Source organism: Hydrogenimonas urashimensis (assembly GCF_016593255.1).
GTDB classification, from domain to species: Bacteria; Campylobacterota; Campylobacteria; order Campylobacterales; family Hydrogenimonadaceae; genus Hydrogenimonas; species Hydrogenimonas urashimensis.
In genome coordinates, this window is the sequence record NZ_AP023212.1 from 1,338,914 (window position 1) to 1,361,330 (window position 22,417).

Sequence of the window (22,417 nt, forward strand, 5' to 3'; positions counted from 1 at the left end):
GTTACAGCTCCTCGTGGACGGCGGCGATCGTATTGCTCTGCTCGTTCATCAGTACCACGGTCGGTTTGTAGTTTTCGAGCTCCTTCTCATCGTAGGAGGCGTAGGCGACGATGATGATCTTGTCGCCCGGATGCGCCTTGCGCGCCGCCGCGCCATTGAGGCAGATATCGCCTTTTCCGCGTTCGCCCCTGATGATGTAGGTACTGAAACGTTCTCCGTTGTTGATATTGAGTATCTCGACTTTCTGCCCCACCCGCATCTTCGCAGCATCCAGCAAATCCTGGTCGATCGTGATGGAACCGACATAGTTCAGGTTCGCGTCGGTCACGGTCGCACGATGGATCTTGGAATAGAGCATTTCGATCTGCATAATCAGACGGCTCCGCTCATTTTCATCATCTGCTCGGGGCTGATGGGATCGTCCCACGCCTCTTTTTCGATCATGAACTCCTCCACCGGCTTGCCGCCGATGATATGCTCGTCGATAATCCGGTCGATCTTCTCTTTCGTCAGCTGGGCGTACATGATGTGGCCCGGCTCCACGAGCATGACCGGACCGTACTGGCAGCGGTTGAGACATCCGGTGCGGACCGGCTGGACCGTCCCGATGAGCCCCTTCTCCATCAGCCGCTGGGCCAGATGCTGGAAAAGATCCCTGTTCCCTTCACTCACGCAGCTCGGTCGCGGCATGCCCGGAGGCGAAGACTGCTCACATTTGAAAATATAGAATGCCGGTTGCGGAATACCCATTTTTCGTCCTTCCCAATTTTTGTCCAAATTATAATGTTTGTCACTTAACGTACCTTTACACTATAATTTTAGCAGAATTTACCAAAAAGAGGGATGCGTTTGACTCCTTTCCTGCCCGATGCACTTTCCGATACACTCTTTACGATCGGGGCGGAACTGCTGATCGTGCTCGCTTTTTTGCACATGATCTCCGCGCGGCGCAGCCCAAGCAGCATGATCGCCTGGACCCTTGCGATCTTCCTGGTCCCCTACGCCGCCGTCCCTTTCTATTTTCTCTTCGGCCACAGGAAGCTGATCAAACGCTACCAGAAGCTGCAGTATCTTCTCAGGCCGGTGGATCGGGGCCTCTCGCTTTGCAACCATCCCGTCGAACGGCTGCTCTACACCAACGGCATTCCCCCGGCCACCTCGCAGAACCGGTTCGGCCTCCGCGACACGCCGGAGGATGCCCGCAGGGAACTCCTCGCGCAGATCGACGGCGCGCGGCAAAGCATCGACATCTGCGTCTACGAGCTGGTCCTGGACGAGAGCACCCTTCCTTTGATGGAGCGCCTGAAGCGGCGGGCAAAAGAAGGAGTTCGCGTCCGGATCCTGATGGATTCGATCGGCTCCGCGAAACTCTATCTCCTCTCCCGGCATCTTAAAGAGTACAGAGCCTCGGGAATCGAGATCGCCTTCTTCATGCCGTTTCTGCGTTTTCCCTTCCGGAACTTCATCAACCTGCGCAACCACAGGAAGATCTACATTTTCGACCAAAAAACGGCCCTGTCGGGGGGAATGAACCTGACCGGCGAATATCTCTCGGCCGATCCGCAGGAAATTCTCTACACCGACTTTCTCTGCCTGATCGAAGGAAGAGCCGCGCACTACTACCTGCAGATATTCGAAATGGACTGGGCCTTCGCCACCCATACCCCCGCGAAACTTCCCGAAGCGGCCGACACCTCCTTCGGCACGGCCTGCATCCAGGTGGCGCCCTCGGGTCCGGACACCCCGTCCGACGGCGTCGTCGAAGCGCTCCTGAGTGCGATCTGCAACGCCTCGCGCCGCATCTGGATTTTCACCCCCTATTTCGTTCCCACGGAAGAGTTCGTCCGGGCGCTCACCATCGCCCTCCACAGAGGTGTCGAACTGAAAATCGTCATACCCGAACGCTCCGACCACCTCGTCTCCGACCTGGGACGGGGAAGCTATCTGCGGGAACTCTCCTCCAAAGGGGCCGCGATACTGCTGCATCGCGGCAAGGTGCTCCACGCCAAGGCGATGGTCTTCGACGACGACGCCGCCATTGTCGGAACGATCAACTTCGACAACAGGAGCCTCTTCTACAATTTCGAAGTGGTCAGCCTCCTCTACTCCCGAAACGAGATCGAAACGATCGTTTCGTGGGGAGAGAGGGTGATACAGGCATGCCGTCCCTACCGGCCCACCGAAACACTCTTTCAGGTCCGCATCGAAAATCTGATGCGCATGCTCTCCCCTCTGGTGTAGCCATGCGATTCTCTCTTCTTTGCTGGAATATCCAGAAGCGTTCGCTCACCCCCCGCTTCCAGTATGTTTTCGAGCATCTTCTTGAGACCTACCGAAGCGATATCGTCGCCCTCCAGGAGGTGAGACTCTCCCACGGGCACATCCCCTCCTCGTTTCGAGCCTTTACCCACGCGCTTAGCTGCAATATCGTGCGAAACAGGCACTGCTGCGGCGTCATGACCCTCTCCCGCTTCCCGCTGATCGATTCGACGCCCTATCTCTCCAAAACGAAAGAGATCGGCATCGCGACCCGCAAAAGCGGCCTGCTGACAAGACACCGGCTGCCCGACGGCGCCCCTCTTTCGCTCCTGAACCTTCATGTCATCAACTTCGTCCCCTACGGGCTCTTCGCGAAAGAGATCGAACGGATCGCGGAGCTGATCGCAGGGGTGGATGACGAGGCACTCATCGTTGCGGGAGATTTCAACACATGGAGCGGCAAAAGACAGAAACGTCTCAATGAGGTGATGGCGGAGTTCGGACTTCAAAAAGTGCTCCTGGAAAACGAGAAGAGCATCAAATCGATTCTGGGAAGTCCGCTCGACCACATCTACTGCCGCAGCCTGCGGACAAGGCACGCCCTCGTCGTCGACACCCCCGTCTCCGATCACAATCCGATCGCCGCGGAGTTCGAACTCTGATTTTTTTCAGCCGCTTTCGGCCTGACGGGCCAAAATCTGGCGGACCACTTCCCGGTCGTCAAAGGGGATTTTCCGCCCCGCGACCTCCTGCCACGTTTCATCCCCCTTGCCAAGAACAAGGAGCGCTTCACCGGGCTGCATCTCTTCGATGGCCCGGACGATCGCCTTCCGCCTGTCGACGATCTTTTCGATCTTTGTCTTGTCCTCGATTCCCGCGGCGATCTCCTCGATGATCGCCGCCGGGTCTTCGCTGCGGGGATTGTCGCTGGTGAGATAGACCTTTTTCGCGATCGAGGCGGCTGCCCGTCCCATTTTGGGGCGCTTGCTGCGGTCTCTGTCGCCACCGGCACCCAAAACGACACGAACCTCCTTCTCTTTCAGGGAATCGAGTACCTGCCTGATGCCGTCTTCGGTGTGGGCGAAATCGACGATCACGAGAGGCTTCTCGCTCACCACCTCCATGCGTCCCGCGACACCGCCGAAATTTTCCGCCGCCTCGCAAATCTCACCGAGATCCTCGTCCGTCAGTATATGCACCGCCGAGATCGCCGCCGTGATGTTGTAAAGGTTGAAATGCCCCTGCAAAGAGGTCTCGAAAGGCACGACCGTTTCAAAATGCTTCAAAACGCCGCTGACACCGCCGCCGAGGGTGTAGGCCATCACTTTGTAGGTCGCGGCGTTTTCGATGCCGTAGCTGTAGGCGTTTTTGACATTGAACTCCAAAATCTCTTCGTCGCGGTTGACAAGTTTCCTGGACTCGTCGCTGAAAAAACTGCTCTTGACGGCACGGTAGGCCTCGACGGAACCGTGGTAGTCGAGGTGGTCACTGGTGATGTTGGTATGGATTTTGAGGGAGAAATCGATCCCTTCGATCCGCTCCTGTTCGATGGCGTGGGAACTCACTTCCATGACGAAAAATTCGGCGCCGCGGCGGAAGGCTTCGAACATATGGGCGATCGTCGCAAGAGAGGGGGGTGTCGTCAGGGACTTCTCCTCCACCTTCTCGTCGTTGATGAACAGTCCCCGTGTCCCCTGCAGTGCCGCGCGGTAGCCAAGATCGAGCAGAAGCGAATAGATCGCCGCCGCCGTCGTGGTCTTTCCGTTGGTCCCGGTGATGCCGACGACCTCCAGGCCGTCCATGCCCAGGGCTTCGATCAGCTCTTTGGGCGCGATCGCTTCCGCACCCCGGTCGATCGCTTCCTTCAGATACCGCGCATTGAGTTTCGTATGCAGAAAACGCGTCCCCTTCTCTGCCGCACGACTGTCATCCGTTACACGGCCGATGCCGTTTCCAAAGTCGACCGTCACCGTTACCCTTTGATCTTGTCGATCAAATCCTGTATCTTCTCTTCACCCGGATAGGCGACGGCCGCCCCTTCGATGTAGCGCATCGCCATCTCGTTGAATCCGTTTTCGACCAACTGCTGCAGAAAGTCGAGCAGCTCCTCCTTCTCGGTGATCACGACGCGTGTGGAGAACATGATATCTTCAAAAGCGCGGCGGAAACTCCCCCGCAGCTCCACAAGCTCCTTGAAATCGCCATAGCTGATGCCGTTGACCGTCTCGTCGTTGCCGGTGAGCGATCCCTCCAGCAGATCCGATATCTTCGCAAGGGCGTCGTCGAGCGTGTCGATCATCTCTTCGATGATCCGTTCCGCCTCGTCGTTGTTTTCCTCCTTGAGCACCTGGTAGTATTCAAAAAGCGCCTGCGCCTCTTCGTCGTTTTCATGGGCCACATCGCTCAGTATCGCGCCGATACGCGCCTCGCGCAGACCGGGGTCGTCCCTCAGAAGTATGCCGTAGATCCGCATCGCTTCGTCGTATTCTCCCCGGTAAAAATGGTTTTCCGCACGTTCCAAAAATTTTTCAGTCTTTTTTCCGTTCATGGTTCCCCTGGTTTCCTAGCTGATCTTGTCCCACTGGTTTTCCATACCGACCGGGACGTTGACCACCTCGATTTCGGGATGAATATCCATCCGCATCTGCCTCTCCACCCCGTATTTGAGGGTGCTTCCGCTGCTGGCACATCCGATGCAGGCCCCCTGCAGCTGGACATACACCTTGCCGTTCTTGACGCCGAGAAGTTTGATGTCACCGCCATCCAACGCCAGCGAGGGGCGTATCTTCTCGATGACATTCTCGACGGCCGGATAGAGATCTTCATCGCTGAAAGGTATCATAACTATCGTCCTAAATCGAAGTTTGGTTATGACTCTATCATAACAAAAAAGCTATGGTTTGGCAACAGATTTTTCGGATGGAACAATGAGTTTAGAAGTTTTTAATATTGGGGGCGAAGCCCCCGGAGTTCATCGGACTCAGACCAGTTCGATGATCGCCATTTCCGCGGAGTCTCCGCGGCGCTGGCGTGTTTTGATGATACGGGTGTATCCCCCGTTGCGCTCCGCGTATTTCGGTGCGATCTCCTCAACCAGTTTCTTGGTTGCGTTCTTGTCCTGCAGTTTCGCGAAGACCGCACGGTGCGCGTTGAAATCGCCTGCTTTGGCGCGAGTGACCATCTTTTCAAAAACGCTTCGCAGCGTCTTCGCCTTGGCGAGCGTGGTTTCGATACGTCCATGCTCGATCAGGGCGATCGAAAGGTTTTTCAACAAAGCAGCGCGATGAGAAGATGTTCGGCTCAGTTTGCGATATCCATGTCGATGTCTCATCGTTGTTCCTTAATAGTTATTTTTTCGTTTCGTCGATTTTCTTTTTCAGCTGTTTCGCTGTCTCTTCGTCCAGCTCGGACCCGACGGGGAATCCCGCCTCTTCGAGTTTCGCTTTGATCTCTTCCAGCGACTTCTTGCCGAGGTTCTTGATCTCTTTGAGTTCGTTTTCTGTCATCAGTACAAGTTCACCGACATATTTGAGGCCGGCGCGCTCGAGCGAGTTGAAGCTTCTTGCACTCAGACCCAGCGTATCGAGTCCTTGCATCAGCTTCTTGACGACCGGGTTTTCCGCCGCAGGTGTCGCCGCTTCGGCTGCCACGTTGATGTCCAGAATGTTGTTGAAAACGGACATCTGGCGGTACATCACTTCGATCGTGTTTTTGAATGCCGTGACCGGATCGATCTGTCCGTCCGTTTCGATGTTGAAGACAATCTTTTCGTAATTGGGATTGTCTTCGATCAGCATGTTCTCGATCGTGTAGTTCGCCGCCCGCACAGGCGTGAAGAACGCATCGAGCCCGATGTAGCCTTCCGGCAGCGAATCCCGCAGCTCCTCGCTCGGTACGTAGCCGATCCCCTGATGGATCAGAAGCGTGAAGTTGAGCTCGGCATCCTCGTTCAGTGTCGCGAGGAAACCGTCCGGCGTCACGACTTCGACCTGCTCGTTGTTCAGGTCGGCTCCGGTGATCTCGATCGGGCCGGTGAAGCTGTAGTTCACTTCGACCTTTTTCTCGTCCCCTTTGATTTTGAAACGGAGGTTTTTGAGGTTGATGATGAAAACCGCCACATCCTCAAGCATTCCGCGTACAGAATCAAACTCGTGCGATGCCCCCTCGATTTTGACACCGATCGGAGCGTATCCGATGGTGCTGCCAAGAAGAAGACGGCGGATCGGATGCGCGAGAGAGACGGCGTATCCCGTCTCGAACGGGTAGGCCGTGATGCGCATTTTGTTCTCGCCGGTCTGCTCGATTTCGACCTCGCTCGGCATAAAGGGTGATGTTTTGATTCTTTTCATGGGCAACTCGCTTTATTATTTGCTGTAAAGCTCGACGATCAATCGCTCTTCAACAGGAATGACAACCTCTTCACGCTCGGGAATGCGTGTAAAGATCCCGAATACTTTGTCGTGATCCACATCGACCCACGGTGCGATGCCGGTCTGGCGCGTCAGCTCCATGGCGCGCTGAATCTGGGGGTTGTTTTTGCTCTTTTCGCGAATCTCGATCTTCTGTCCCGCTTTGACGCGGAAAGAAGGGATGTTGACGCGTTTGCCGTCGACCAGGACATGGCCGTGGGTGACGAGCTGGCGCGCGAACGCGCGTGTCGTGGCAAATCCCATGCGGTAGACCACATTGTCAAGGCGTCGCTCGAGAAGGGCGATCAGGTTCTCCCCCGTGTTGCCCTCCATGCGGTTCGCGTCTTTGAAAAGTCGGCGGAACTGCTTCTCCCCGACACCGTACATATATTTGGCTTTCTGCTTTTCGCGAAGCTGCAAGCCGTACTGGCTGATCTTCGTTCTGCGCTGACCGTGCTGTCCCGGTGCGTAGGGTCGCTTGTCAAGCGCGCTCTTTCCTGCAAGTCTTCGTTCGCCTTTGAGTCCGAGACTCACGCCCAGGCGACGTTCGATTTTTTCTACTGGTCCTCTATATCGTGCCATCTCGTCCCCTTATACTCGTCGTCGTTTCGGAGGTCTGCAACCGTTGTGGGGCAGCGGCGTGATGTCTTTGAACCACATCACGCGGATACCCTCGATTGCGCCTACGCTTTTGACAGCCGTCTCGCGGCCGCTGCCCGGTCCCTGTACCTTGATACCGACCTCTTTGATCCCGTGCTCCATGGCTTTCGCCATCGCATCCTCGACCGCCTGCTGTGCCGCATAAGGAGTGGACTTCTTGCTTCCCTTGAAACCAAGAGAACCCGCGCTGCTCCATGAAATCACGTTGCCCGCTTCGTCCGTTACCGTAATGACAGTGTTGTTGTATGTCGCACTGATGTAGACCACACCGCGCGCGATATTCTTTTTGACAATCTTTTTTCTTGCTGCTTTTCGTTTTGCCACTGTTTACTCCTTACTTGCTTGCCGCGCCGACAGTTTTACGCTTGCCCTTGCGTGTGCGTGCGTTTGTTTTCGTTTTCTGTCCGCGAACCGGAAGACCGCGTCGATGGCGAAGACCGCGGTAGTTGCCCAGATCCATCAGCGCTTTGATGTCCATGGCAACCTTCTTGCGAAGATCCCCTTCCACCATATAGTTTTCCTGGATCTCCTTGCGGATCGCCGCCGCTTCCTCTTCGCTGAGTTCATGCACACGCTTGTCGTAGCTGATACCGGTCGCATCGAGGATCTTTCTCGATGTGGTCAGGCCGATACCGTAGATGTATGTCAGCGCATACTCCATACGCTTCTTTTTGGGTAGATCAACACCTGCAATACGTGCCATCTTTTATCCTTGTCTCTGTTTGTGTTTTGGGTTGACACAGATGACGCGAACAATGCCTTTTCGCTTGATGATCTTGCATTTGTCGCACATCTTCTTAACCGAAGGTCTGACTTTCATTTTTGTCTCCTTGATACGTTTCGGAGGCGAAGCCCCCGAAACTACGCTAACGCTGAGTTCTCCTCAGCGGAGGGCTCACGCGCAGTTGAACCGCGCTTGGATGCCACCTTGCGTTCCCGACTTTCGCCGCGTCCGCCTTGGCAGCGGGTCCGCCACGCTGGCGTGGCTTCGCCGGCTCCCGCCGTCGGATCGCTGAAACCTTATATCGAGGCGAATGTCGATCTCAACACTCGGCACTCGACACCAAACGGACGAAGCGGGTCTCTCGCTGCGGACCCGCCATGCACTGCGACAACATTTCCGGTCTCTTCGGAAGTGTTCCCCTTGTAATATAGGTTTGGCGAGTGACGGCCAAACCGACCCTTGCATAAACAGTGCGATTTATGCAAAACTCCTTCGCGTAGATGGAAAAGGGGATGGAATAATACCTTAAGCCAACTTACAGCTTACTTATATCTGTAAGTTATGCGCCCTTTGTCCAGGCTGTAGGGTGTCAGCTCCACCTTGACCCTGTCTCCCGGAAGGATTCGGATATAGTGCATTCGCATCTTGCCTGCGATATGGCACAAAACCACATGACCGTTCTCCAGTTCGACGCGGAATGTCGCGTTCGGGAGGGCTTCGATCACCTTGCCGTCAATCTCTATGACATCATCTTTTGCCATCGTTTCTCCTTTATGGTTGCGAGAGTATCTCTGCTTTGTTTCCCACGACTGCGACCGTGTGCTCATAATGGCTGCTTCGCATGCCATCCTGACAGACCACCGACCATTTGTCGTCCAGAATTTTCGGGGTCCCGTCTTTTTGGCATATCATCGGCTCCAGACAGAAGACCATGCCGTTTTTGATTTTCGGACCGCTTTTGGGGGAGCCGTGCTCCAGGTAGTTGGGAATCTCCGGCTCCTCGTGGGGTTTGCGGCCGATGCCGTGTCCGCAGAAGTTCAGCAGAGGCGTAAATCCGCGCGATTTGATGAACTTTTCGAGTTCGTAGCTCAACTCCTTGAAACGCATCCCCGGCCGAATCATATCGATCGCATGGTAGAGGGCGTCTTTCGCGCAGGCGATGAGCCGTTCATCCGCCTCGGAAATCTTTCCGATCGGCATGGTGATGGCGGCGTCGCCGTACCACCCTTCCAGTTCCGTGCCGATGTCCAGACCGAGAATATCGCCCTCTTTCACTTTCGTGTCGTCCGGGATGCCGTGAATGATGACTTCGTTGAGGGAGGTGCAGACAGCGGCCGGAAAGCCGTAGAGGCCCTTGAAGGAGGGACGCGCGCCTTTTGAGCGCACGAAATCCTCCCCCATGGTGTCGATCTCTTTGAGTGTCATGCCGGGTTTGACATTCTCCTGCAGGTAGCGGAGTGTCTCCCCGACAATCTGGTTCGCTTTGCGTAGTTTTTCGATCTCGGCCGGCTTGCGGATCGCAATCGACATCTACAGGCCCACCGCGCTGAGCGTTTCGTACTTGCTCATATAGATCTGCGCTTCGATCTTGCGCATCGTATCGAGTGCGACCTGAACCACGATCAGAACCGCCGTACCGCCGAAATAGAAAGGCACGCCCATGCTCTTGACCAGGACCCACGGAAGGGTGGAGATGATCGCGAGATAGATGGCGCCCCAGAATGTCAGACGGCTCGCCACTTCGTTGAGGAATTCGGCCGTATGCTCACCCGGGCGCACGCCCGGGATAAATCCGCCCTGGCGCTTCAGGTTGTCGGCGATATCCTTCGCGTTGAAGACGATCGACGCATAGAAGTAGGCGAAGAAGATGACAAACAGGAACATCATGATGTTGAACGTGTAACTGTTCGGGTTCAGGAAATCGGAGATCTTCTGAACGATCGGGTTGGTGGACGCCTGCAGGATCGTGCTGGGAAACATCAGAATCGCCGAAGCGAAAATGGGCGGGATGACCCCGCTCAGGTTCACTTTGATCGGGATGTAGTTCATGACCCGCTTCTTCTGGTTCTGCATCATCACTTTGCGGGAGTAGCTGACAGGAACACGCCGCTCCCCCAGTTCCACATAGATGATGAATCCGACCGTGGCGAAGATGATCGCCAGGATCGCCAGAACCACCAGGAAGTTAAGTTCCCCGGTGTTGACCAGGTTGATCGTCCCGCTGATGGCCGTCGGTATCGAGGAGACGATGCCGGCGAAGATGATCAGCGAAATACCGTTGCCGACCCCGCGCTGCGTGATCTGTTCACCGATCCACATCAGAAGCATCGTACCCGTCAGCATCGAGAATGCCGCCATCGTCACGAATGTCGTCGTGTCGACCATGATCGCACTCTCGCCCCCTTTGCCCGTCAGGCTCTGCAGTCCGATGGAAACACCGATAGCCTGGATCAGCGTGATGGCGATCGTGGCGTAGCGGATGATCTGCATGTACTTCGTCATGCCGTCACGCTCTTTTTTCATTTTGCCGAGTTCGGGGAAAGTTGCTGCGAGAAGTTCCATGATGATGGATGCGGTGATGTAGGGCATGATGCCCAAAGAGATGATGCTCAGACGTCTGACGGCGTTGCCGCTGAACATGTTGACCATGCCGAGCGCGTTGTTGGCGTTGGAGTCGAAAAACTCTTTGATGACGTCGACGTTGACACCCGGAACCGGCACATAGGCCAGAATCCGGTATGCCAGCAAAAATCCCAACGTAATCAGGATTTTATTGACCAATGATTTGTTCATTGTTATTTTCCGCTGGTCGTGATTCGCTCGTCTTTGATTTTGGCGGCAAGCTCACGGGCCGCTTTGCCGATCAATTTAACGCGCTTGTGTTTACCTTTGATGGTATGAACACTTTGAAGTGTCTCCATGGTGATCTCCTCGAGCTCCGCGATCGCGGGAACGCGCTCGACATTGATCACGTACGGCTTTTCCACGCGGGAGCGGAAACCGATCTTCGGAAGGCGGCGCTGAATCGGCTGCTGCCCGCCCTCGAAGCCGCGTTTGCGCTTGTAGCCGGTTCGAGACTTCTGGCCCTTGTTGCCGCGTGTGGCGGTCTTTCCCATGCCGCTGCCCTGGCCGCGGCCCACACGTTTTCTGTTTTTCGTGCTTCCCTGAGCATTTGTTAAGTTGTGCAGTGACATCGCTTATCCTTTGATTCGGCTTAGCGCTTCAACAGTGGCACGAACGAGGTTGTTCGGATTGTTGGAGCCCAGTGATTTGGTCAGGATATCCTTGATACCGGCGAGCTCGATGACGGGACGTGCCGCGCCACCGGCGATGACTCCCGTACCTTCGGAGGCCGGCTTGAGCAGAATTTTGCTCGAATTGTATTTGTGCTCGATATCGTGCGCGATGGTCGAACCTTTGATATTGACCTTGACCAGGTTTTTGAACGCTTCGTCGATTCCCTTGCGGATCGCGTCCGGCACCTCTTTGGCTTTGCCCATGCCGTATCCGACCGTCCCGTTGCGGTCGCCCACAACGACAAGCGCCGTGAATCGGAAACGCCGGCCGCCCTTGACGACTTTCGTGACACGGCCGATGTTTACGATGACTTCTTCGAAATCTTCTCTGTTAATATTTTCCATCATTCTACCCTTACACCTGTATTCCGTTTTCACGCAAAGCGTCGGCGAACGCCGCGACCACACCGTGATAGATGTAACCGTTACGATCGAATACCGCCTTGTCGAGACCCTTTTCCTTCATCGCATTCGCAAGCGCTTCCGCCACTTTGACAGCCGCCTCTTTGTTCGCTTTCAATCCCATGACACGTCCGTCGGCCGCGGCGAGTGTGGCACCGGCCACATCGTCGATCGCCTGGGCGTAGAGATGCTTGTTCGAGCGGAAAATGGTAACACGCGGCTTTTCGGCCGTGCCGAAAATCTTGCCGCGTACACGGGCTTTGCGTTTTGCACGCTGTGAATTCTTTTTCAAAAGGAGTGTTCTATTCATTTTTTCAACCCTTACTTACCTGTTTTACCGGCTTTGCGGAGAATCACTTCGTCCACATATTTGACACCCTTGCCCTTGTAGGGCTCCGGCGGACGGAATGCACGGATTTCCGCGGCGACCTGTCCGACCTTCTGCTTGTCCTGGCCCTTGACGGAGATGACGTTTTTCTCGACCGCGATCTGAATCCCTTCGGGAATTTCGTAGTTGACGGGATGGGAGAATCCGAGCTGAAGCTCCAGCGTTTTGCCCTTGACGGCCGCACGGTAGCCGACCCCGTTGATCTCGAGTTTCTTCTCGAAGCCCTGTGCCAAACCGGTGATCATGTTCTGCGTCAAGGCGCGGTAGGTTCCCCAGAACGCGCTGCTGGCTTTGTCATCGCCTTTTCGGTGGAAGATGACCTGCTTGTCGGTCACCTCCACGTCGACACGGCCATGCGTATCGAGACGCTTGACATCTTTTCCTTTGGAAACGACAACTTCTGTACCCTCGACCTTGACTTCGATGCCGGCCGGGATATCAATCGGTTTCTTTCCTATACGTGACATATTCTAATTCCTTACCAGATACTGCAAAGCACTTCGCCGCCGATGCCGCGCTTGTACGCTTCATCGTTGGCAAGAACGCCCTGGGATGTGCTGACGACGATGGTGCCGTAGCCGTTTTTGAATCGCTTGATATCCTCCTTGCCCTTGTAGACGCGTCGTCCGGGCTTGGAGATACGCTTGATCTCGTTGATGACCGTGTGGCCGTTGTCGTCATATTTCAGTACGACGTTGATGCTTTTCTTGCCGTCGTTTTCGACCACTTTGTAGCTCTCGATGTAACCTTTCTCCTGAAAGATTTTCATGATCGCTTCGATCATTTTGCTGTACAGCAACGTGGTCACTTCCAAACGTCGCATTGATGCGTTTCTGATTCGTGTCAAAGAATCTGCAATCAGATCGTTCACCATGCTATCTCCTTACCAGCTTGCTTTTTTGACGCCAGGAAGCAGACCTTCGCTAGCCATTTTGCGCAGACAGATTCGGCAGATGCCGAAATCTCTGTACACAGAGTGCGGACGGCCGCAGATGCTGCAGCGCGTATAGGCACGAACTTTGAACTTGGGTTTTCGCTGTTGCTTCGCAATCATCGATTTTTTAGCCATTTTGTCGTCCTTTAGCAAAAGGCAGTCCCAGCTTCTGAAGAAGCGCGAATGCCGCTTTGTCGTTGTCGGTGGTCGTGACGATCGTGATATTCATGCCGTGCGTCTTGATGATGTTGTCATACTCGACTTCCGGGAAGATCAGCTGCTCGTCCAGACCGAAGTTGTAGTTGCCGTGTCCGTCGAATCCGTTGCGCGAAAGGCCGCGGAAGTCTTTCACGCGCGGAAGCGCGATACTGATCAGTTTGTCGAGGAAGTTGTACATCATATTGCCGCGGAGCGTCACCTTGACGCCGACGGGCATCCCCTCGCGCACCTTGAAGCCCGCGACCGATTTGCGTGCCGGAACGATGACCGCTCTTTGACCCGCGATCAGGCTGATCGTGTCGGCGATGTTCTGGATCACTTTCATGTCCTTCGCATCGTTGCCGCATCCGACGCTGATGACGATCTTCTCGAGCGCCGGGATCGTCATCGGGTTTTCGAGCCCGAGCTCCTCTTTGAGGACCGGCTTTATTTCGTTAAATTTCTCTTTGAGTCTCAACATCTTAGGCACCTTCTACTTTGCGTACGTTGGAGATGTGGATCGGCATCTCTTTGTTGACGAAACCGCCTTCGGGATTCTGCTCGGTCGGCTTGACAGCCTTTTTGACCACTTTGCATCCCGCGACGATCACGGCATCTTTGGCGGGAAGCACCTGAAGCACTTCCGCTTTCTTGCCTTTGTCATCTCCGGCGATAATTTCGACCGTATCGCCCTTTTTGATCTTGAATTTCTTAGCCATTACAGAACCTCCGGTGCAAGCGATACGATTTTCATGAAGTTCGCGTAGCGCACTTCACGGCTCACGGGTCCGAAAATACGCGTTCCGATCGGCTCCTTCTTCGCATCGAGGATAACCGCCGCGTTGTCGTCGAAACGGATAAGAGAACCGTTTTCGCGCTGGATCTCTTTTTTCGTGCGGACGACGACCGCTTTGACGACCTGTCCCTTCTTCACTTTGCCGTTGGGCAGCGCTTTCTTGACGGATGCCACGATGATGTCGCCGACGCTGGCGTACCGGCGCTTGCTGCCGCCCAGGACCTTGATACACATGATCTCTTTCGCGCCGCTGTTGTCCGCGACGTTCAGTCTTGTGAAACTTTGAATCATGATCCGACTCCTCTACTCACGATCTCTTTGAGACGGAACGACTTGGTTTTGGAGATCGGTCGGCATTCGATGGCCGTCACCACATCGCCAACGTTGGTCGTGTTGTTCTCGTCGTGAATCAGATATTTCTTGAATCGTTTGACAGTTTTGTGATAGCGCGGGTGCATGATGCGACGCTCGACCAGAATGGTCGCCGTCTTGTCGCCCGCTTTCTTGACAACTGTTCCTTGAATAATACGTTTATGAGACGCCATAATCTAAATCCTTATGCATTCTTCTGCGCGCTGATGGCAGTCTTGATGCGTGCGATATCCTTGCGGCACGCACGAATCTCGTTCGGGTTTGTCAGCTGCATCGTCTTGAGCTTGAGTTTGAGCTCAAACAGCTCCATCTTCTTCTCTTTCAACATCTTTTCGAGCTCTTCGCGGCTCTTTTCGCTGATTTCAGTATATTTCATTGCTAGCCTCTTGCGTGACGATTTTTGTTTTGAAAGGAAGTTTGTGCATCGCAAGCGTCAGCGCTTCGCGCGCCAGCTTCTCTTCGACACCCGCCATTTCGTAAATGATGCGGCCGGGCTTGATGTTCATGACCCATTTGTCCACCGCACCTTTACCTTTACCCATCCGTGTTTCGAGAGGCTTGGCAGTGATCGGCTTGTCCGGGAAGACACGGATCCAGACTTTGCCGCTACGCTTGACGTGACGTGTCATCGCGACACGCGCCGCTTCGATCTGGCGGCTGTCGATACGTCCGGCTTCGGTCGCTTTGATTCCGATGCTGCCGAATGCCAGCTGGTTGCCGCGATACGCTTTGCCGCGGTTTCGGCCTTTCTGCTGTTTTCGATATTTTGTTCGTTTAGGCATCAACATGATTAACTCCTCCCACGTCTCGGTGCTCGGCGACCGCGTTTCTCTTCAACAGGCTCGGGCTGGATTCCTTTTTGCAGAACCTCGCCTTTGAAAATCCATACTTTGACACCGATGATTCCGTAAGTTGTATAGGCCTGCGCGAAACCGTAGTCGATCTTCGCCCGCAGCGTATGCAGCGGCACGCGGCCTTCGAGATACCATTCGGTACGCGCCATTTCGGCACCGCCGAGGCGTCCGGCGACCTGGACCTTGATCCCCTTCGCGCCCGCTTTCTGGGCGGCCTGGATCACCTTCTTCATCGCGCGTCTAAAGGCGACGCGGCGCTCAAGCTGTGTCGCGATGTTCTCCGCCGCCAGCTGGGCGCTCGCCTGGGGACGCTTCTCTTCGCGGATGTTCAGTGCCACCGGCTTGCCCACCATGTTCTGCAGACGCGTTTTCAGTTTCTCGATGTCGGCGCCTTTTTTGCCGATGATGATGCCGGGGCGCGCCGCGACGATCGTCACGCGAAGGCGTTTGGCGGTCCGCTCGATGATAATGTCCGCGATACCCGCATAGTAGAGCTCCTTTTTCAGGAATCGGCGGATTTTCTCGTCCTCCGCGACGAAAGCGGGGACGCGCTGCCAGTTCGGATACCAGCGGGACGACCAGTTACGGTTGATACCAAGGCGCAAACCAATCGGATTGACTTTCTGACCCATTACTTATCCTTCGCTTCTGTGACTTCGACGATCACGTGAGATGTTGGTTTCATGATGCGTGATGCACGGCCGCGTGCACGGGGCTTCCAGCGCTTGAGAACCGGACCCTTGTCGATACGGCAGGAAGAGATGACAACCTCTTCGGGTTCGTACCCGCCGTTGGCGACTGCCGACGCGATCACCTTGGAGATGACTTTCGCCGCCTTGTTGGGCATGAACTCCAGGCTGGCCAGCGCCAGCTCGGCGTTCATCCCCTGTACTTCGCGGGCGATCAGCCGTGCTTTCGTTGGGCTGAGGCGAATGAATTTCAGTGTTGCTCTACTCATGCTCACCCCTTACTTCCCGATCTTTTTCTGTACCGAGCCCTTGTGGCCGCGGAACGTGCGTGTCGGAGCAAACTCGCCGAGTTTGTAGCCGACGTGGTTCTCTGTAATGTATACAGGAACGAACTGGCGTCCGTTGTGGACGTTGATGGTCAAACCGATCATCTCCGGGAAGATGGTGCTTCGGCGTGACCAGGTCTTAATCGGTTTCGTATCACCGGTCTCTTTCGCTTTGAGCACTTTTTTCATCAGATGCTCGTCGATAAAAGGACCTTTTTTAATCGATCTTGCCATGTCTACCTATCCTCTTATTTTTTCTTGCGTCGTGAAATGATCAGTTTATCGCTGGCTTTCTTACGACGGGTTTTGAAACCTTTGGTCGGCATACCCCAGGGCGTCACCGGATGGCGTCCCGCATTGGTCTTGCCTTCACCACCACCGTGCGGGTGATCGACCGGGTTCATCGCGCTACCGCGTGTCTGCGGACGGATACCCAGATGTCGGCTGCGACCCGCTTTGCCGATAACGATGTTGCTGAACTCCTCGTTTCCGACGGTACCGACTGTGGCCATGCACTCGCCGAGAATCTTGCGCATCTCGGAGCTAGGCATGCGGAGAATGACATATTTGTCTTCGCGTCCCATGATCTGGGCGTATCCGCCGGCGCTTCGCACAAGCTGTCCGCCCTTGCCCGGCTTCATCTCGATGTTGTGCACGAGCGTACCGACCGGAATGTTTTTGAGCTTCATCGCGTTGCCCGGCTTGATGTCCAGCCCGCCTTCTGCCGCCTGGATCTTGTCGCCCACTTTCAGACCGCTGGGCTGAAGGATGTAGCGCTTCTCGCCGTCTGCGTAGTTGATCAGGCAGATGCGGCAGTTTCGGTACGGATCGTATTCGATCGTCGCCACAGTCCCTTCGATGCCGAACTTGTTGCGCTTGAAGTCGATGATACGGTAGAGTTTCTTCGCGCCCGCCTCTTTGTGGCGTGACGTGATGCGGCCGCGGTTGTTGCGTCCCGCTTTGGCGGGAAGCTTCTTCAGCAGTTTGCGGACCGTCGGTTTGCTTGTGATGTCGCTGCTGTCGACGACGCTCATGTAGCGTCGGCTCGGTGTATACGGTTTGTATGTTTTGATTGCCATTGCCTATCCCTTACGCACTCAAGCTCTCGATGTTCGCGCCTTCCGGCAGCTTCACATAGAACTTTTTGAAATCCGGACGTTTCCCCTCTTTGCCGCGGAAACGCTTCACTTTGCCGCTCTGGCGAAGCGAATTGACCTTCAGCGGGTTGACGCCGAAATACTCTTTGAAGATCGCTTTGAGCTGATTCTTCGTCACTTTCGGAGAGGTCTGTACCACGATGACACCCTCTTCCTGAAGGCCCAGTGTCTTTTCAGTATAAAGTATCGATTTGATATCTGTAATATCCGCCATCTCAGCCCTCTTTCGTCAGATTTTCCCAAACCGCTCTCTCGATGACAACCGCGCGATACGCCGCTGCAAGATAGCCGTTGAGTTCATTCTCTTCGATCAAATAACAGTTCGGAAGATTTCTAAATGCCAGGTAGGTTTTGTCATCGATCAGAGACTTGACCCACAGAGCATCACGCTCGCCCAGTTTGTTCATCATCGCCGACGCGTCTTTCGTCTTGCCGCTGGCCACTTCGATGGTGTCGACGATATAGAGTTTGCCGTTGGCCGCTTTTTCGGCCAGAGCGTGCATCAGTGCCAGGCGCTTCTGCTTCTTGTTGACTTTCTGGTCGTAATTGCGGTTCGCTTTCGGTCCGAACGCGACGCCGCCGCCCACGAAGAGCGGAGAGCGGATGGAGCCGGCGCGGGCGCCACCGCGGCCTTTCTGGCTCCAGGGTTTCTTGCCGCCGCCGCTGACAGCCGAACGGTTTTTGCTGTGTGCGGTATTGGCGCGAAGTGCCGCCTGATACGACTTGACATATAAATATAGGTTGTGCGGACTCGCTTCGAGGAAGTTCGCGGGAACTTCCGCTTCGCCCGCTTTTTCCAGGTTTTCGTTCAAAACTACTGCTGTACTCATTTGGTAATCCTTACTCGACCCATACCGCCGTTCGGTCCCGGTACCGCACCCTTGACGACAAGGATCCTGTTTTCCGGATCGAACGATACGATCTCGTTTTTGACTGTCACTTTCGCGTTGCCGTACTGACCCGGCATCTTCTGTCCCGGCTGGACACGTCCGGGCCATTCGCAGTTACCGATGGAACCCGGTGCTCTGTGGAAACGGGAACCGTGGCTTCGGGGACCGCCCGCGAAGTTCCATCGCTTCATGACGCCCGAAAAGCCGCGACCTTTGCTGGTGAACGTGACTTTGACCTTCTTCGCTTCGGCAAGCGGCGTCAAGTCGATATCACCCGCTTCGGTATTGGCGACTTTCAGTGTCGCGAAACGGTTGTACTCGGGGCTCAGCCCGTACTTCTTCTGCTGACCTTCGATCGCCTTGTTGCGTTTCTTGCCGCTGGCATACGCAACGATAGCACGACCGTCTTCGGTGATTTCGCATACTTTGATATCCTGCACTTTCAAAAGCGTGACAGGGATACTCGGTACATTGATTGTCCGGCTCATGCCGATTTTTTCTACGATGAATTCCATCCGTTACCCCTTGTTACCCATAGATCGTACTTCGACGTCTACCTCAGGTGCCAGATCCAGCTTCATCAGCGAATCGACGGTATCGGGCGTCGCAGAGACGATGTCGATCATGCGTGCGTGAATTCTGATTTCGAATTGTTCGCGTGAATCTTTGTTGATATGAGGCGATCTGAGCACTGTATAGCGTCGGATCTTTGTAGGCATAGGAATTGGGCCGCGTATTTCCGCTCCCGTTCGCTTGACTGCTTCCACGATTGCAGCAACTGACCGATCAAGCACACGGTGATCGTACGCTTTAAGCTTAAGTCGAATTTTTTCCATAGGTTTTCCCTTAAAAGAACTTGTTGGTATGCGACCAACGCTTTTTGGAGCCAAGATTATACTCAAAACTTTTTGCAAAATCAACGCATTACAGGTATTTTCTCGTTTTTTGCCTCCATTTTGTTTCCTTTCAGAAAGGAAAACTATTGAAGATTGGGCCATTTCAGACTCCCGGCGGCCAAAAACTGTTTTGGCTCTGAAATTTTTCTTGATACAATTACGAACAGCGATACAGCAAGAAGGTTTTTCATGGACGCAAACAGCACCGCATCGACCCTCACCGGCAAACTGCCCGATCTGCCCTATCTGCATATGGGCTCCGGCTTCATGATCGGGCTGGCTGTCGGCTATTTCCTGAAGAAGAGTTTCAAACTGCTTCTGCTGCTGCTGGGCATCGCCCTGGTTCTGATGTTCGTACTCGAGCACTACGGCATCGTCGCCATCAACGAAACGGGCCTGGAGCATACCGTTTCGGCCGGAACGAGCGCGTTCAGAGAGTTCGGCACGTTTCTCAAAGAGCGTCTCGACGAGTTCGGATTCGCCGGAAGCGCTTCGGCGATCGGCGGCTTCGCGGTGGGCCTGAAGATCGGCTGATTCCGGCCGCTTCGCTCAATGCAGCAGCTCGAAGCGTTCTACGAATCGACCCCGAAAGCGGTCGGGTTCATCGAACGAAAAATCACGATCCCCTCCCATACGCTCAATCTCTACGGGCCGCCCCGCTCCGGAAAGAGCTGGGCCGTTTTGGACTATCTCGCGACGATTCCCAAACGAAAACAGATCTACATCGACCTGGCCGATCTGCGGGTGGAGAAAAGCTCTCTGGCCAAAGAGGTCCAGGGGTTCATCGACATGCACGGCATCGAAACCGTTGTCATCGACCACTACGACGGCTCCTTTCCGATGCCCAGGAGCCGCCAGACGATCCTGGTGACCCAGGCCCCCTATACCGAAAACCCCATGATGCCGCTTCTGGAGCTTCCTCCTCTCGATTTCGAGGAGTACCTCGCTTTCGAAAAGCGCCCCACCCATCCGGAGCACTCCTTCTCCCTCTATCTTCGCACCGGCTCCCTCCCGGCCATGGCCGCCGTGCACGAATCGATCCTGACACTCCGGCTCCACGACCATATCCGTGCGATTTTCCCCACCGACGGCGAACGGACCCTCTTCCGCTACGCGTCACGCTTTCTCGGCAAACCCGTCACCCCCAACCAGCTCTACACGGCGATGAAAAGGGAGCACAGGGTCTCGAAAGACTGGCTCTACAAAACCATCAAATCGTGGGAAGAGAGACGGATTCTCCGATGGCTCGGGAAATACGGCCAGCCCAAAGCGGCCCGTCGCCTGCTTCTCTACGACTTCGCGATGCCCGCTTCGATGTATTTCGAAAAGTCGCTGATGGGGCAGCTCTACACGATCGCGGCCCGCAGACTCCTTCGGGACAGACCCGACATCGCATATACCGACCTGCTCGACTTCTACGACCCTGCGACGAAAAGCGCCATTTTGCTTTCCCCCTTCGCCAACCCCCAAAGCGCCGCCGCGAAGGTGGGCGGAATGATCGCAGAGATCGACCGGCTCGGCGTCGCCTCGGTCACGATTCTAACCATCTCCAACAGCTTCGCATTCCATTTCGATACGATGGAAGTGACGGCCAAGCCTTTTTTCATGTGGATTCTGGAAGAGTAGTCCCTGGCTTGCATCTTCTTCAAATATGCCACCCTCTTTGCCGATTCTTGATGGCCCACTCCCCCGAGCCGCTGTAACCATTCGACAACAATATGCCAAACTGTTTTTCAAATACGATACTTTGTACGCGGCTTTTGAGTTTTTTCCAAAGCGTCTAGAATTTCAAATCGCTTCGAAGACGTTCGAACGCATCGGAGGCATCTTTTTCATCGGCGGGATGGGAAAGGTCGATATAGTAACTGTACAGCGGTGTCAGGCCCCGACGCACCTCCAGACGCAGAAAATGGTGGGGGAATGCCGTGAGCGCCTTGCGCTGGGCATTCTGGTTGCTGTTGCAGCAGATATTCTCCTTGTGCTTGACCTCCAGGACGACATCGCACCGCTTGGAAAACGGGTAAAGAGAGCGCAGAGTCGCCTCAAGATCCTTTTGCGGCGGATAGATACTCAGCCGAAGGCATGTGATCGGCCGTTCATGTGCTGCCTTGTAGAGTTTGACGACGGGCTTTTGCGTACAGCCGACCCACACCGCCGCGACGATCGCCAACCCGGCCCTCTTCATCAACCAACCCATCGCCAAATCTCTCCTTCAGCATGAAATCTATATGATTCTGGCATGAAAAGTCTATGCGGCATCGACGAAGCCGGACGGGGTCCCCTGGCGGGGCCGCTGGTCATGGCGGGCGTCATTCTCTACGAACCGATCGAAGGGCTCACCGACTCCAAGAAGCTCACCGAAAAACGGCGCGAAGCGCTTTATGAGACCATTGTCAAAGATGCCGCGTGGCATATCGTCTCCTTCGATGCCGCCGCGATCGACAAAAAAGGGATCAGCGCCTGCCTGATCGCCGGATTGAAAGAGATCATGCGGACCCTCTTGGCCGCCGAATACCTTTTCGACGGCAACACGACATTCGGCATTGCGGGCCTGCGATGCCAAGTCAAAGCCGACCTGACGGTTCCCCAAGTGAGTGCCGCGAGCATCCTGGCCAAGGTGACGCGGGACAGAACCATGGTCGAGCTTGCGAAAGCCTACCCGGCCTACGGATTCGAGCGTCACAAAGGGTACGGGACCCAAAGCCACATCGAAGCGATTCGCAAAAACGGATACACACCCGTCCATCGCAGAAGCTACCGAATCAAAGCGCTCGAACAGCCCACCTTCGATTTTTAAAGGGCGTCGAGCAGATCCTCGTCGAACATCGTATTGTCGGTGCTGTTGATCTCGAAGGTCGTTTCGACGGTCTCGTTGGTGTCCAGGTCGGTCACTCTCACATGCCATACCCCTTTCGCGCGCCCGGGCAGAAAACGGTAGTCGTAGACCGAACCGTGCTGCGGAGGCACCTGAAAATGGCGTATCCGGTTGTCCGCCGCCGAGGCCGGCGAGATCCATTCGAACTCCACGTTCTTGCCGTTCTGGTTGTCCGACCTGTTGAGATAGTAGGTACAGTATATTCTTTCGCTCTCTATATTGCACTGCACTTTGGCAGCCATCAGCACGCTCGCGAAAATCGGGAAAAGAAAGAGTGTTACGCGTTTCATAG

At 55.0% G+C, this 22,417-nt stretch carries 41 protein-coding genes; 5 read left to right on the forward strand and 36 right to left on the reverse strand.

The genetic code is table 11. The annotated features are described in order from the left end of the window. Position 1: 1 nt before the first annotated feature. Together panD and JMG82_RS06775 are read right to left on the reverse strand one after the other, a co-directional pair. On the reverse strand, positions 2-370 hold the full coding sequence (gene panD, locus JMG82_RS06770; RefSeq protein WP_201351966.1) for an aspartate 1-decarboxylase: 369 nt from the start codon (positions 368-370) through the stop codon (positions 2-4). Between the two features lie 2 nt (positions 371-372). Beyond that, positions 373-750 (reverse strand): (2Fe-2S) ferredoxin domain-containing protein, encoded by a 378-nt coding sequence (locus JMG82_RS06775; RefSeq protein ID WP_201351967.1) that lies wholly within the window; start codon positions 748-750, stop codon positions 373-375. A 93-nt stretch (positions 751-843) separates the two neighbouring features. Between JMG82_RS06775 and JMG82_RS06780 the strand changes: the two genes are divergently transcribed. Then, entirely contained in the window at positions 844-2,241 is a 1,398-nt protein-coding gene (locus JMG82_RS06780; RefSeq protein ID WP_201351968.1) for a phospholipase D-like domain-containing protein, read from the forward strand. A gap of 2 nt (positions 2,242-2,243) precedes the next feature. Further along, positions 2,244-2,921, forward strand: a complete 678-nt coding sequence (locus tag JMG82_RS06785) for an endonuclease/exonuclease/phosphatase family protein (RefSeq protein WP_201351969.1) — start codon at positions 2,244-2,246, stop codon at positions 2,919-2,921. Between the two features lie 6 nt (positions 2,922-2,927). Here the strand turns inward: JMG82_RS06785 and JMG82_RS06790 are convergent, their stop codons facing one another. The 32 genes from JMG82_RS06790 to rpsJ form a co-directional block, all read right to left on the reverse strand. Next, positions 2,928-4,229: a UDP-N-acetylmuramoyl-L-alanyl-D-glutamate--2,6-diaminopimelate ligase gene (locus JMG82_RS06790; RefSeq protein WP_201351970.1), complete on the reverse strand. Its 1,302-nt coding sequence runs from the start codon at positions 4,227-4,229 to the stop codon at positions 2,928-2,930. 2 nt (positions 4,230-4,231) lie between these two features. After that, entirely contained in the window at positions 4,232-4,807 is a 576-nt protein-coding gene (locus tag JMG82_RS06795) for a hypothetical protein (protein ID WP_201351971.1), read from the reverse strand. Positions 4,808-4,822: 15 nt separating this feature from the next. Beyond that, a complete protein-coding gene (locus JMG82_RS06800) occupies positions 4,823-5,101 on the reverse strand; it encodes a NifU family protein (protein WP_201351972.1) in 279 nt (92 codons plus the stop codon). A gap of 138 nt (positions 5,102-5,239) precedes the next feature. Then, positions 5,240-5,590, reverse strand: coding sequence for a 50S ribosomal protein L17 (gene rplQ, locus JMG82_RS06805; protein WP_201351973.1), 351 nt, complete (start codon positions 5,588-5,590; stop codon positions 5,240-5,242). A 16-nt stretch (positions 5,591-5,606) separates the two neighbouring features. Continuing rightward, entirely contained in the window at positions 5,607-6,608 is a 1,002-nt protein-coding gene (locus JMG82_RS06810) for a DNA-directed RNA polymerase subunit alpha (RefSeq protein ID WP_201351974.1), read from the reverse strand. A 15-nt stretch (positions 6,609-6,623) separates the two neighbouring features. Continuing rightward, entirely contained in the window at positions 6,624-7,250 is a 627-nt protein-coding gene (rpsD, locus tag JMG82_RS06815) for a 30S ribosomal protein S4 (RefSeq protein WP_201351975.1), read from the reverse strand. Positions 7,251-7,259: 9 nt separating this feature from the next. Continuing rightward, on the reverse strand, positions 7,260-7,652 hold the full coding sequence (rpsK, locus tag JMG82_RS06820; protein ID WP_201351976.1) for a 30S ribosomal protein S11: 393 nt from the start codon (positions 7,650-7,652) through the stop codon (positions 7,260-7,262). Between the two features lie 10 nt (positions 7,653-7,662). Further along, the gene (gene rpsM / locus JMG82_RS06825) at positions 7,663-8,031 is read right to left on the reverse strand and encodes a 30S ribosomal protein S13 (protein WP_201351977.1); all 369 of its coding nucleotides are present in this window, start codon (positions 8,029-8,031) and stop codon (positions 7,663-7,665) included. A 3-nt stretch (positions 8,032-8,034) separates the two neighbouring features. After that, the gene (gene rpmJ, locus JMG82_RS06830; protein ID WP_092912916.1) at positions 8,035-8,148 is read right to left on the reverse strand and encodes a 50S ribosomal protein L36; all 114 of its coding nucleotides are present in this window, start codon (positions 8,146-8,148) and stop codon (positions 8,035-8,037) included. A 446-nt stretch (positions 8,149-8,594) separates the two neighbouring features. Further along, a complete protein-coding gene (gene infA, locus JMG82_RS06835) occupies positions 8,595-8,813 on the reverse strand; it encodes a translation initiation factor IF-1 (RefSeq protein WP_201351978.1) in 219 nt (72 codons plus the stop codon). Between the two features lie 10 nt (positions 8,814-8,823). Further along, positions 8,824-9,582 (reverse strand): type I methionyl aminopeptidase, encoded by a 759-nt coding sequence (gene map, locus JMG82_RS06840; protein WP_201351979.1) that lies wholly within the window; start codon positions 9,580-9,582, stop codon positions 8,824-8,826. Continuing rightward, the gene (secY, locus tag JMG82_RS06845; RefSeq protein ID WP_201351980.1) at positions 9,583-10,845 is read right to left on the reverse strand and encodes a preprotein translocase subunit SecY; all 1,263 of its coding nucleotides are present in this window, start codon (positions 10,843-10,845) and stop codon (positions 9,583-9,585) included. Positions 10,846-10,847: 2 nt separating this feature from the next. Beyond that, on the reverse strand, positions 10,848-11,246 hold the full coding sequence (gene rplO / locus JMG82_RS06850) for a 50S ribosomal protein L15 (RefSeq protein WP_201351981.1): 399 nt from the start codon (positions 11,244-11,246) through the stop codon (positions 10,848-10,850). A gap of 3 nt (positions 11,247-11,249) precedes the next feature. Next, positions 11,250-11,693, reverse strand: a complete 444-nt coding sequence (rpsE, locus tag JMG82_RS06855; RefSeq protein ID WP_201354266.1) for a 30S ribosomal protein S5 — start codon at positions 11,691-11,693, stop codon at positions 11,250-11,252. A gap of 10 nt (positions 11,694-11,703) precedes the next feature. Continuing rightward, positions 11,704-12,060, reverse strand: coding sequence for a 50S ribosomal protein L18 (gene rplR, locus JMG82_RS06860; RefSeq protein WP_201351982.1), 357 nt, complete (start codon positions 12,058-12,060; stop codon positions 11,704-11,706). An 11-nt stretch (positions 12,061-12,071) separates the two neighbouring features. Next, positions 12,072-12,605 carry a 50S ribosomal protein L6 gene (gene rplF / locus JMG82_RS06865; protein ID WP_201351983.1) on the reverse strand — a complete coding sequence of 178 codons (534 nt, stop codon included), beginning with the start codon at positions 12,603-12,605 and terminating at the stop codon, positions 12,072-12,074. A gap of 11 nt (positions 12,606-12,616) precedes the next feature. After that, positions 12,617-13,012 (reverse strand): 30S ribosomal protein S8, encoded by a 396-nt coding sequence (gene rpsH, locus JMG82_RS06870; RefSeq protein ID WP_201351984.1) that lies wholly within the window; start codon positions 13,010-13,012, stop codon positions 12,617-12,619. A 9-nt stretch (positions 13,013-13,021) separates the two neighbouring features. Beyond that, positions 13,022-13,207 (reverse strand): type Z 30S ribosomal protein S14, encoded by a 186-nt coding sequence (locus tag JMG82_RS06875; RefSeq protein WP_201351985.1) that lies wholly within the window; start codon positions 13,205-13,207, stop codon positions 13,022-13,024. After that, positions 13,200-13,751, reverse strand: coding sequence for a 50S ribosomal protein L5 (gene rplE / locus JMG82_RS06880; RefSeq protein WP_201351986.1), 552 nt, complete (start codon positions 13,749-13,751; stop codon positions 13,200-13,202). Before rplE ends, JMG82_RS06875 begins: the two co-directional genes overlap by 8 nt. Position 13,752: 1 nt before the next feature. After that, complete coding sequence (gene rplX / locus JMG82_RS06885; RefSeq protein WP_201351987.1) at positions 13,753-13,989, reverse strand: 50S ribosomal protein L24; 237 nt, start codon at positions 13,987-13,989, stop codon at positions 13,753-13,755. Further along, on the reverse strand, positions 13,989-14,357 hold the full coding sequence (rplN, locus tag JMG82_RS06890; protein WP_201351988.1) for a 50S ribosomal protein L14: 369 nt from the start codon (positions 14,355-14,357) through the stop codon (positions 13,989-13,991). Before rplN ends, rplX begins: the two co-directional genes overlap by 1 nt. After that, entirely contained in the window at positions 14,354-14,611 is a 258-nt protein-coding gene (gene rpsQ / locus JMG82_RS06895; protein ID WP_201351989.1) for a 30S ribosomal protein S17, read from the reverse strand. Before rpsQ ends, rplN begins: the two co-directional genes overlap by 4 nt. Positions 14,612-14,622: 11 nt before the next feature. Next, positions 14,623-14,814 carry a 50S ribosomal protein L29 gene (rpmC, locus tag JMG82_RS06900; RefSeq protein WP_201351990.1) on the reverse strand — a complete coding sequence of 64 codons (192 nt, stop codon included), beginning with the start codon at positions 14,812-14,814 and terminating at the stop codon, positions 14,623-14,625. Further along, on the reverse strand, positions 14,801-15,226 hold the full coding sequence (rplP, locus tag JMG82_RS06905) for a 50S ribosomal protein L16 (RefSeq protein ID WP_201351991.1): 426 nt from the start codon (positions 15,224-15,226) through the stop codon (positions 14,801-14,803). Before rplP ends, rpmC begins: the two co-directional genes overlap by 14 nt. 2 nt (positions 15,227-15,228) lie before the next feature. Continuing rightward, positions 15,229-15,924 carry a 30S ribosomal protein S3 gene (rpsC, locus tag JMG82_RS06910; RefSeq protein WP_201351992.1) on the reverse strand — a complete coding sequence of 232 codons (696 nt, stop codon included), beginning with the start codon at positions 15,922-15,924 and terminating at the stop codon, positions 15,229-15,231. Beyond that, a complete protein-coding gene (gene rplV / locus JMG82_RS06915) occupies positions 15,924-16,250 on the reverse strand; it encodes a 50S ribosomal protein L22 (RefSeq protein WP_201351993.1) in 327 nt (108 codons plus the stop codon). Before rplV ends, rpsC begins: the two co-directional genes overlap by 1 nt. Positions 16,251-16,259: 9 nt before the next feature. Beyond that, positions 16,260-16,541, reverse strand: a complete 282-nt coding sequence (gene rpsS, locus JMG82_RS06920; protein ID WP_201351994.1) for a 30S ribosomal protein S19 — start codon at positions 16,539-16,541, stop codon at positions 16,260-16,262. A gap of 14 nt (positions 16,542-16,555) precedes the next feature. Continuing rightward, positions 16,556-17,386 (reverse strand): 50S ribosomal protein L2, encoded by an 831-nt coding sequence (rplB, locus tag JMG82_RS06925; RefSeq protein ID WP_201351995.1) that lies wholly within the window; start codon positions 17,384-17,386, stop codon positions 16,556-16,558. 10 nt (positions 17,387-17,396) lie between these two features. Continuing rightward, entirely contained in the window at positions 17,397-17,678 is a 282-nt protein-coding gene (locus JMG82_RS06930; RefSeq protein ID WP_201351996.1) for a 50S ribosomal protein L23, read from the reverse strand. A gap of 1 nt (position 17,679) precedes the next feature. Beyond that, positions 17,680-18,294 carry a 50S ribosomal protein L4 gene (gene rplD / locus JMG82_RS06935; protein WP_201351997.1) on the reverse strand — a complete coding sequence of 205 codons (615 nt, stop codon included), beginning with the start codon at positions 18,292-18,294 and terminating at the stop codon, positions 17,680-17,682. Then, positions 18,291-18,869 (reverse strand): 50S ribosomal protein L3, encoded by a 579-nt coding sequence (gene rplC / locus JMG82_RS06940; RefSeq protein ID WP_201351998.1) that lies wholly within the window; start codon positions 18,867-18,869, stop codon positions 18,291-18,293. Before rplC ends, rplD begins: the two co-directional genes overlap by 4 nt. A gap of 3 nt (positions 18,870-18,872) precedes the next feature. Beyond that, complete coding sequence (rpsJ, locus tag JMG82_RS06945) at positions 18,873-19,190, reverse strand: 30S ribosomal protein S10 (protein WP_092912963.1); 318 nt, start codon at positions 19,188-19,190, stop codon at positions 18,873-18,875. Between the two features lie 249 nt (positions 19,191-19,439). Here rpsJ and JMG82_RS06950 point away from each other — a divergent pair, with 249 nt between their 5' ends. Together JMG82_RS06950 and JMG82_RS06955 are read left to right on the forward strand one after the other, a co-directional pair. Then, the gene (locus JMG82_RS06950; protein ID WP_201351999.1) at positions 19,440-19,784 is read left to right on the forward strand and encodes an FUN14 domain-containing protein; all 345 of its coding nucleotides are present in this window, start codon (positions 19,440-19,442) and stop codon (positions 19,782-19,784) included. An 18-nt stretch (positions 19,785-19,802) separates the two neighbouring features. Beyond that, positions 19,803-20,876, forward strand: a complete 1,074-nt coding sequence (locus tag JMG82_RS06955) for an ATP-binding protein (RefSeq protein WP_201352000.1) — start codon at positions 19,803-19,805, stop codon at positions 20,874-20,876. Between the two features lie 154 nt (positions 20,877-21,030). Here the strand turns inward: JMG82_RS06955 and JMG82_RS06960 are convergent, their stop codons facing one another. Continuing rightward, complete coding sequence (locus tag JMG82_RS06960) at positions 21,031-21,447, reverse strand: hypothetical protein (protein WP_201352001.1); 417 nt, start codon at positions 21,445-21,447, stop codon at positions 21,031-21,033. A 42-nt stretch (positions 21,448-21,489) separates the two neighbouring features. Between JMG82_RS06960 and rnhB the strand changes: the two genes are divergently transcribed. Continuing rightward, the gene (gene rnhB / locus JMG82_RS06965) at positions 21,490-22,047 is read left to right on the forward strand and encodes a ribonuclease HII (RefSeq protein WP_201352002.1); all 558 of its coding nucleotides are present in this window, start codon (positions 21,490-21,492) and stop codon (positions 22,045-22,047) included. Here rnhB and JMG82_RS06970 read toward each other — a convergent pair. Continuing rightward, the gene (locus tag JMG82_RS06970) at positions 22,044-22,415 is read right to left on the reverse strand and encodes a hypothetical protein (protein WP_201352003.1); all 372 of its coding nucleotides are present in this window, start codon (positions 22,413-22,415) and stop codon (positions 22,044-22,046) included. The genes rnhB and JMG82_RS06970 overlap by 4 nt on opposite strands. Between the last annotated feature and the right edge of the window lie 2 nt (positions 22,416-22,417).

Coding starts and splice junctions, on each gene's coding strand:
- panD (WP_201351966.1), bottom strand. CDS start 370: ATGCAGATCGAAATGCTCTATTCCAAGATCCATCGTGCGACCGTGACC.
- JMG82_RS06775 (WP_201351967.1), bottom strand. CDS start 750: ATGGGTATTCCGCAACCGGCATTCTATATTTTCAAATGTGAGCAGTCT.
- JMG82_RS06780 (WP_201351968.1), top strand. CDS start 844: ATGCGTTTGACTCCTTTCCTGCCCGATGCACTTTCCGATACACTCTTT.
- JMG82_RS06785 (WP_201351969.1), top strand. CDS start 2,244: ATGCGATTCTCTCTTCTTTGCTGGAATATCCAGAAGCGTTCGCTCACC.
- JMG82_RS06795 (WP_201351971.1), bottom strand. CDS start 4,807: ATGAACGGAAAAAAGACTGAAAAATTTTTGGAACGTGCGGAAAACCAT.
- JMG82_RS06800 (WP_201351972.1), bottom strand. CDS start 5,101: ATGATACCTTTCAGCGATGAAGATCTCTATCCGGCCGTCGAGAATGTC.
- rplQ (WP_201351973.1), bottom strand. CDS start 5,590: ATGAGACATCGACATGGATATCGCAAACTGAGCCGAACATCTTCTCAT.
- JMG82_RS06810 (WP_201351974.1), bottom strand. CDS start 6,608: ATGAAAAGAATCAAAACATCACCCTTTATGCCGAGCGAGGTCGAAATC.
- rpsD (WP_201351975.1), bottom strand. CDS start 7,250: ATGGCACGATATAGAGGACCAGTAGAAAAAATCGAACGTCGCCTGGGC.
- rpsM (WP_201351977.1), bottom strand. CDS start 8,031: ATGGCACGTATTGCAGGTGTTGATCTACCCAAAAAGAAGCGTATGGAG.
- rpmJ (WP_092912916.1), bottom strand. CDS start 8,148: ATGAAAGTCAGACCTTCGGTTAAGAAGATGTGCGACAAATGCAAGATC.
- infA (WP_201351978.1), bottom strand. CDS start 8,813: ATGGCAAAAGATGATGTCATAGAGATTGACGGCAAGGTGATCGAAGCC.
- map (WP_201351979.1), bottom strand. CDS start 9,582: ATGTCGATTGCGATCCGCAAGCCGGCCGAGATCGAAAAACTACGCAAA.
- secY (WP_201351980.1), bottom strand. CDS start 10,845: ATGAACAAATCATTGGTCAATAAAATCCTGATTACGTTGGGATTTTTG.
- rplO (WP_201351981.1), bottom strand. CDS start 11,246: ATGTCACTGCACAACTTAACAAATGCTCAGGGAAGCACGAAAAACAGA.
- rpsE (WP_201354266.1), bottom strand. CDS start 11,693: ATGGAAAATATTAACAGAGAAGATTTCGAAGAAGTCATCGTAAACATC.
- rplR (WP_201351982.1), bottom strand. CDS start 12,060: ATGAATAGAACACTCCTTTTGAAAAAGAATTCACAGCGTGCAAAACGC.
- rplF (WP_201351983.1), bottom strand. CDS start 12,605: ATGTCACGTATAGGAAAGAAACCGATTGATATCCCGGCCGGCATCGAA.
- rpsH (WP_201351984.1), bottom strand. CDS start 13,012: ATGGTGAACGATCTGATTGCAGATTCTTTGACACGAATCAGAAACGCA.
- JMG82_RS06875 (WP_201351985.1), bottom strand. CDS start 13,207: ATGGCTAAAAAATCGATGATTGCGAAGCAACAGCGAAAACCCAAGTTC.
- rplE (WP_201351986.1), bottom strand. CDS start 13,751: ATGTTGAGACTCAAAGAGAAATTTAACGAAATAAAGCCGGTCCTCAAA.
- rplX (WP_201351987.1), bottom strand. CDS start 13,989: ATGGCTAAGAAATTCAAGATCAAAAAGGGCGATACGGTCGAAATTATC.
- rplN (WP_201351988.1), bottom strand. CDS start 14,357: ATGATTCAAAGTTTCACAAGACTGAACGTCGCGGACAACAGCGGCGCG.
- rpsQ (WP_201351989.1), bottom strand. CDS start 14,611: ATGGCGTCTCATAAACGTATTATTCAAGGAACAGTTGTCAAGAAAGCG.
- rpmC (WP_201351990.1), bottom strand. CDS start 14,814: ATGAAATATACTGAAATCAGCGAAAAGAGCCGCGAAGAGCTCGAAAAG.
- rplP (WP_201351991.1), bottom strand. CDS start 15,226: ATGTTGATGCCTAAACGAACAAAATATCGAAAACAGCAGAAAGGCCGA.
- rpsC (WP_201351992.1), bottom strand. CDS start 15,924: ATGGGTCAGAAAGTCAATCCGATTGGTTTGCGCCTTGGTATCAACCGT.
- rplV (WP_201351993.1), bottom strand. CDS start 16,250: ATGAGTAGAGCAACACTGAAATTCATTCGCCTCAGCCCAACGAAAGCA.
- rpsS (WP_201351994.1), bottom strand. CDS start 16,541: ATGGCAAGATCGATTAAAAAAGGTCCTTTTATCGACGAGCATCTGATG.
- rplB (WP_201351995.1), bottom strand. CDS start 17,386: ATGGCAATCAAAACATACAAACCGTATACACCGAGCCGACGCTACATG.
- JMG82_RS06930 (WP_201351996.1), bottom strand. CDS start 17,678: ATGGCGGATATTACAGATATCAAATCGATACTTTATACTGAAAAGACA.
- rplD (WP_201351997.1), bottom strand. CDS start 18,294: ATGAGTACAGCAGTAGTTTTGAACGAAAACCTGGAAAAAGCGGGCGAA.
- rplC (WP_201351998.1), bottom strand. CDS start 18,869: ATGGAATTCATCGTAGAAAAAATCGGCATGAGCCGGACAATCAATGTA.
- rpsJ (WP_092912963.1), bottom strand. CDS start 19,190: ATGGAAAAAATTCGACTTAAGCTTAAAGCGTACGATCACCGTGTGCTT.
- JMG82_RS06950 (WP_201351999.1), top strand. CDS start 19,440: ATGGACGCAAACAGCACCGCATCGACCCTCACCGGCAAACTGCCCGAT.
- JMG82_RS06955 (WP_201352000.1), top strand. CDS start 19,803: ATGCAGCAGCTCGAAGCGTTCTACGAATCGACCCCGAAAGCGGTCGGG.
- JMG82_RS06960 (WP_201352001.1), bottom strand. CDS start 21,447: ATGGGTTGGTTGATGAAGAGGGCCGGGTTGGCGATCGTCGCGGCGGTG.
- rnhB (WP_201352002.1), top strand. CDS start 21,490: ATGAAAAGTCTATGCGGCATCGACGAAGCCGGACGGGGTCCCCTGGCG.
- JMG82_RS06970 (WP_201352003.1), bottom strand. CDS start 22,415: ATGAAACGCGTAACACTCTTTCTTTTCCCGATTTTCGCGAGCGTGCTG.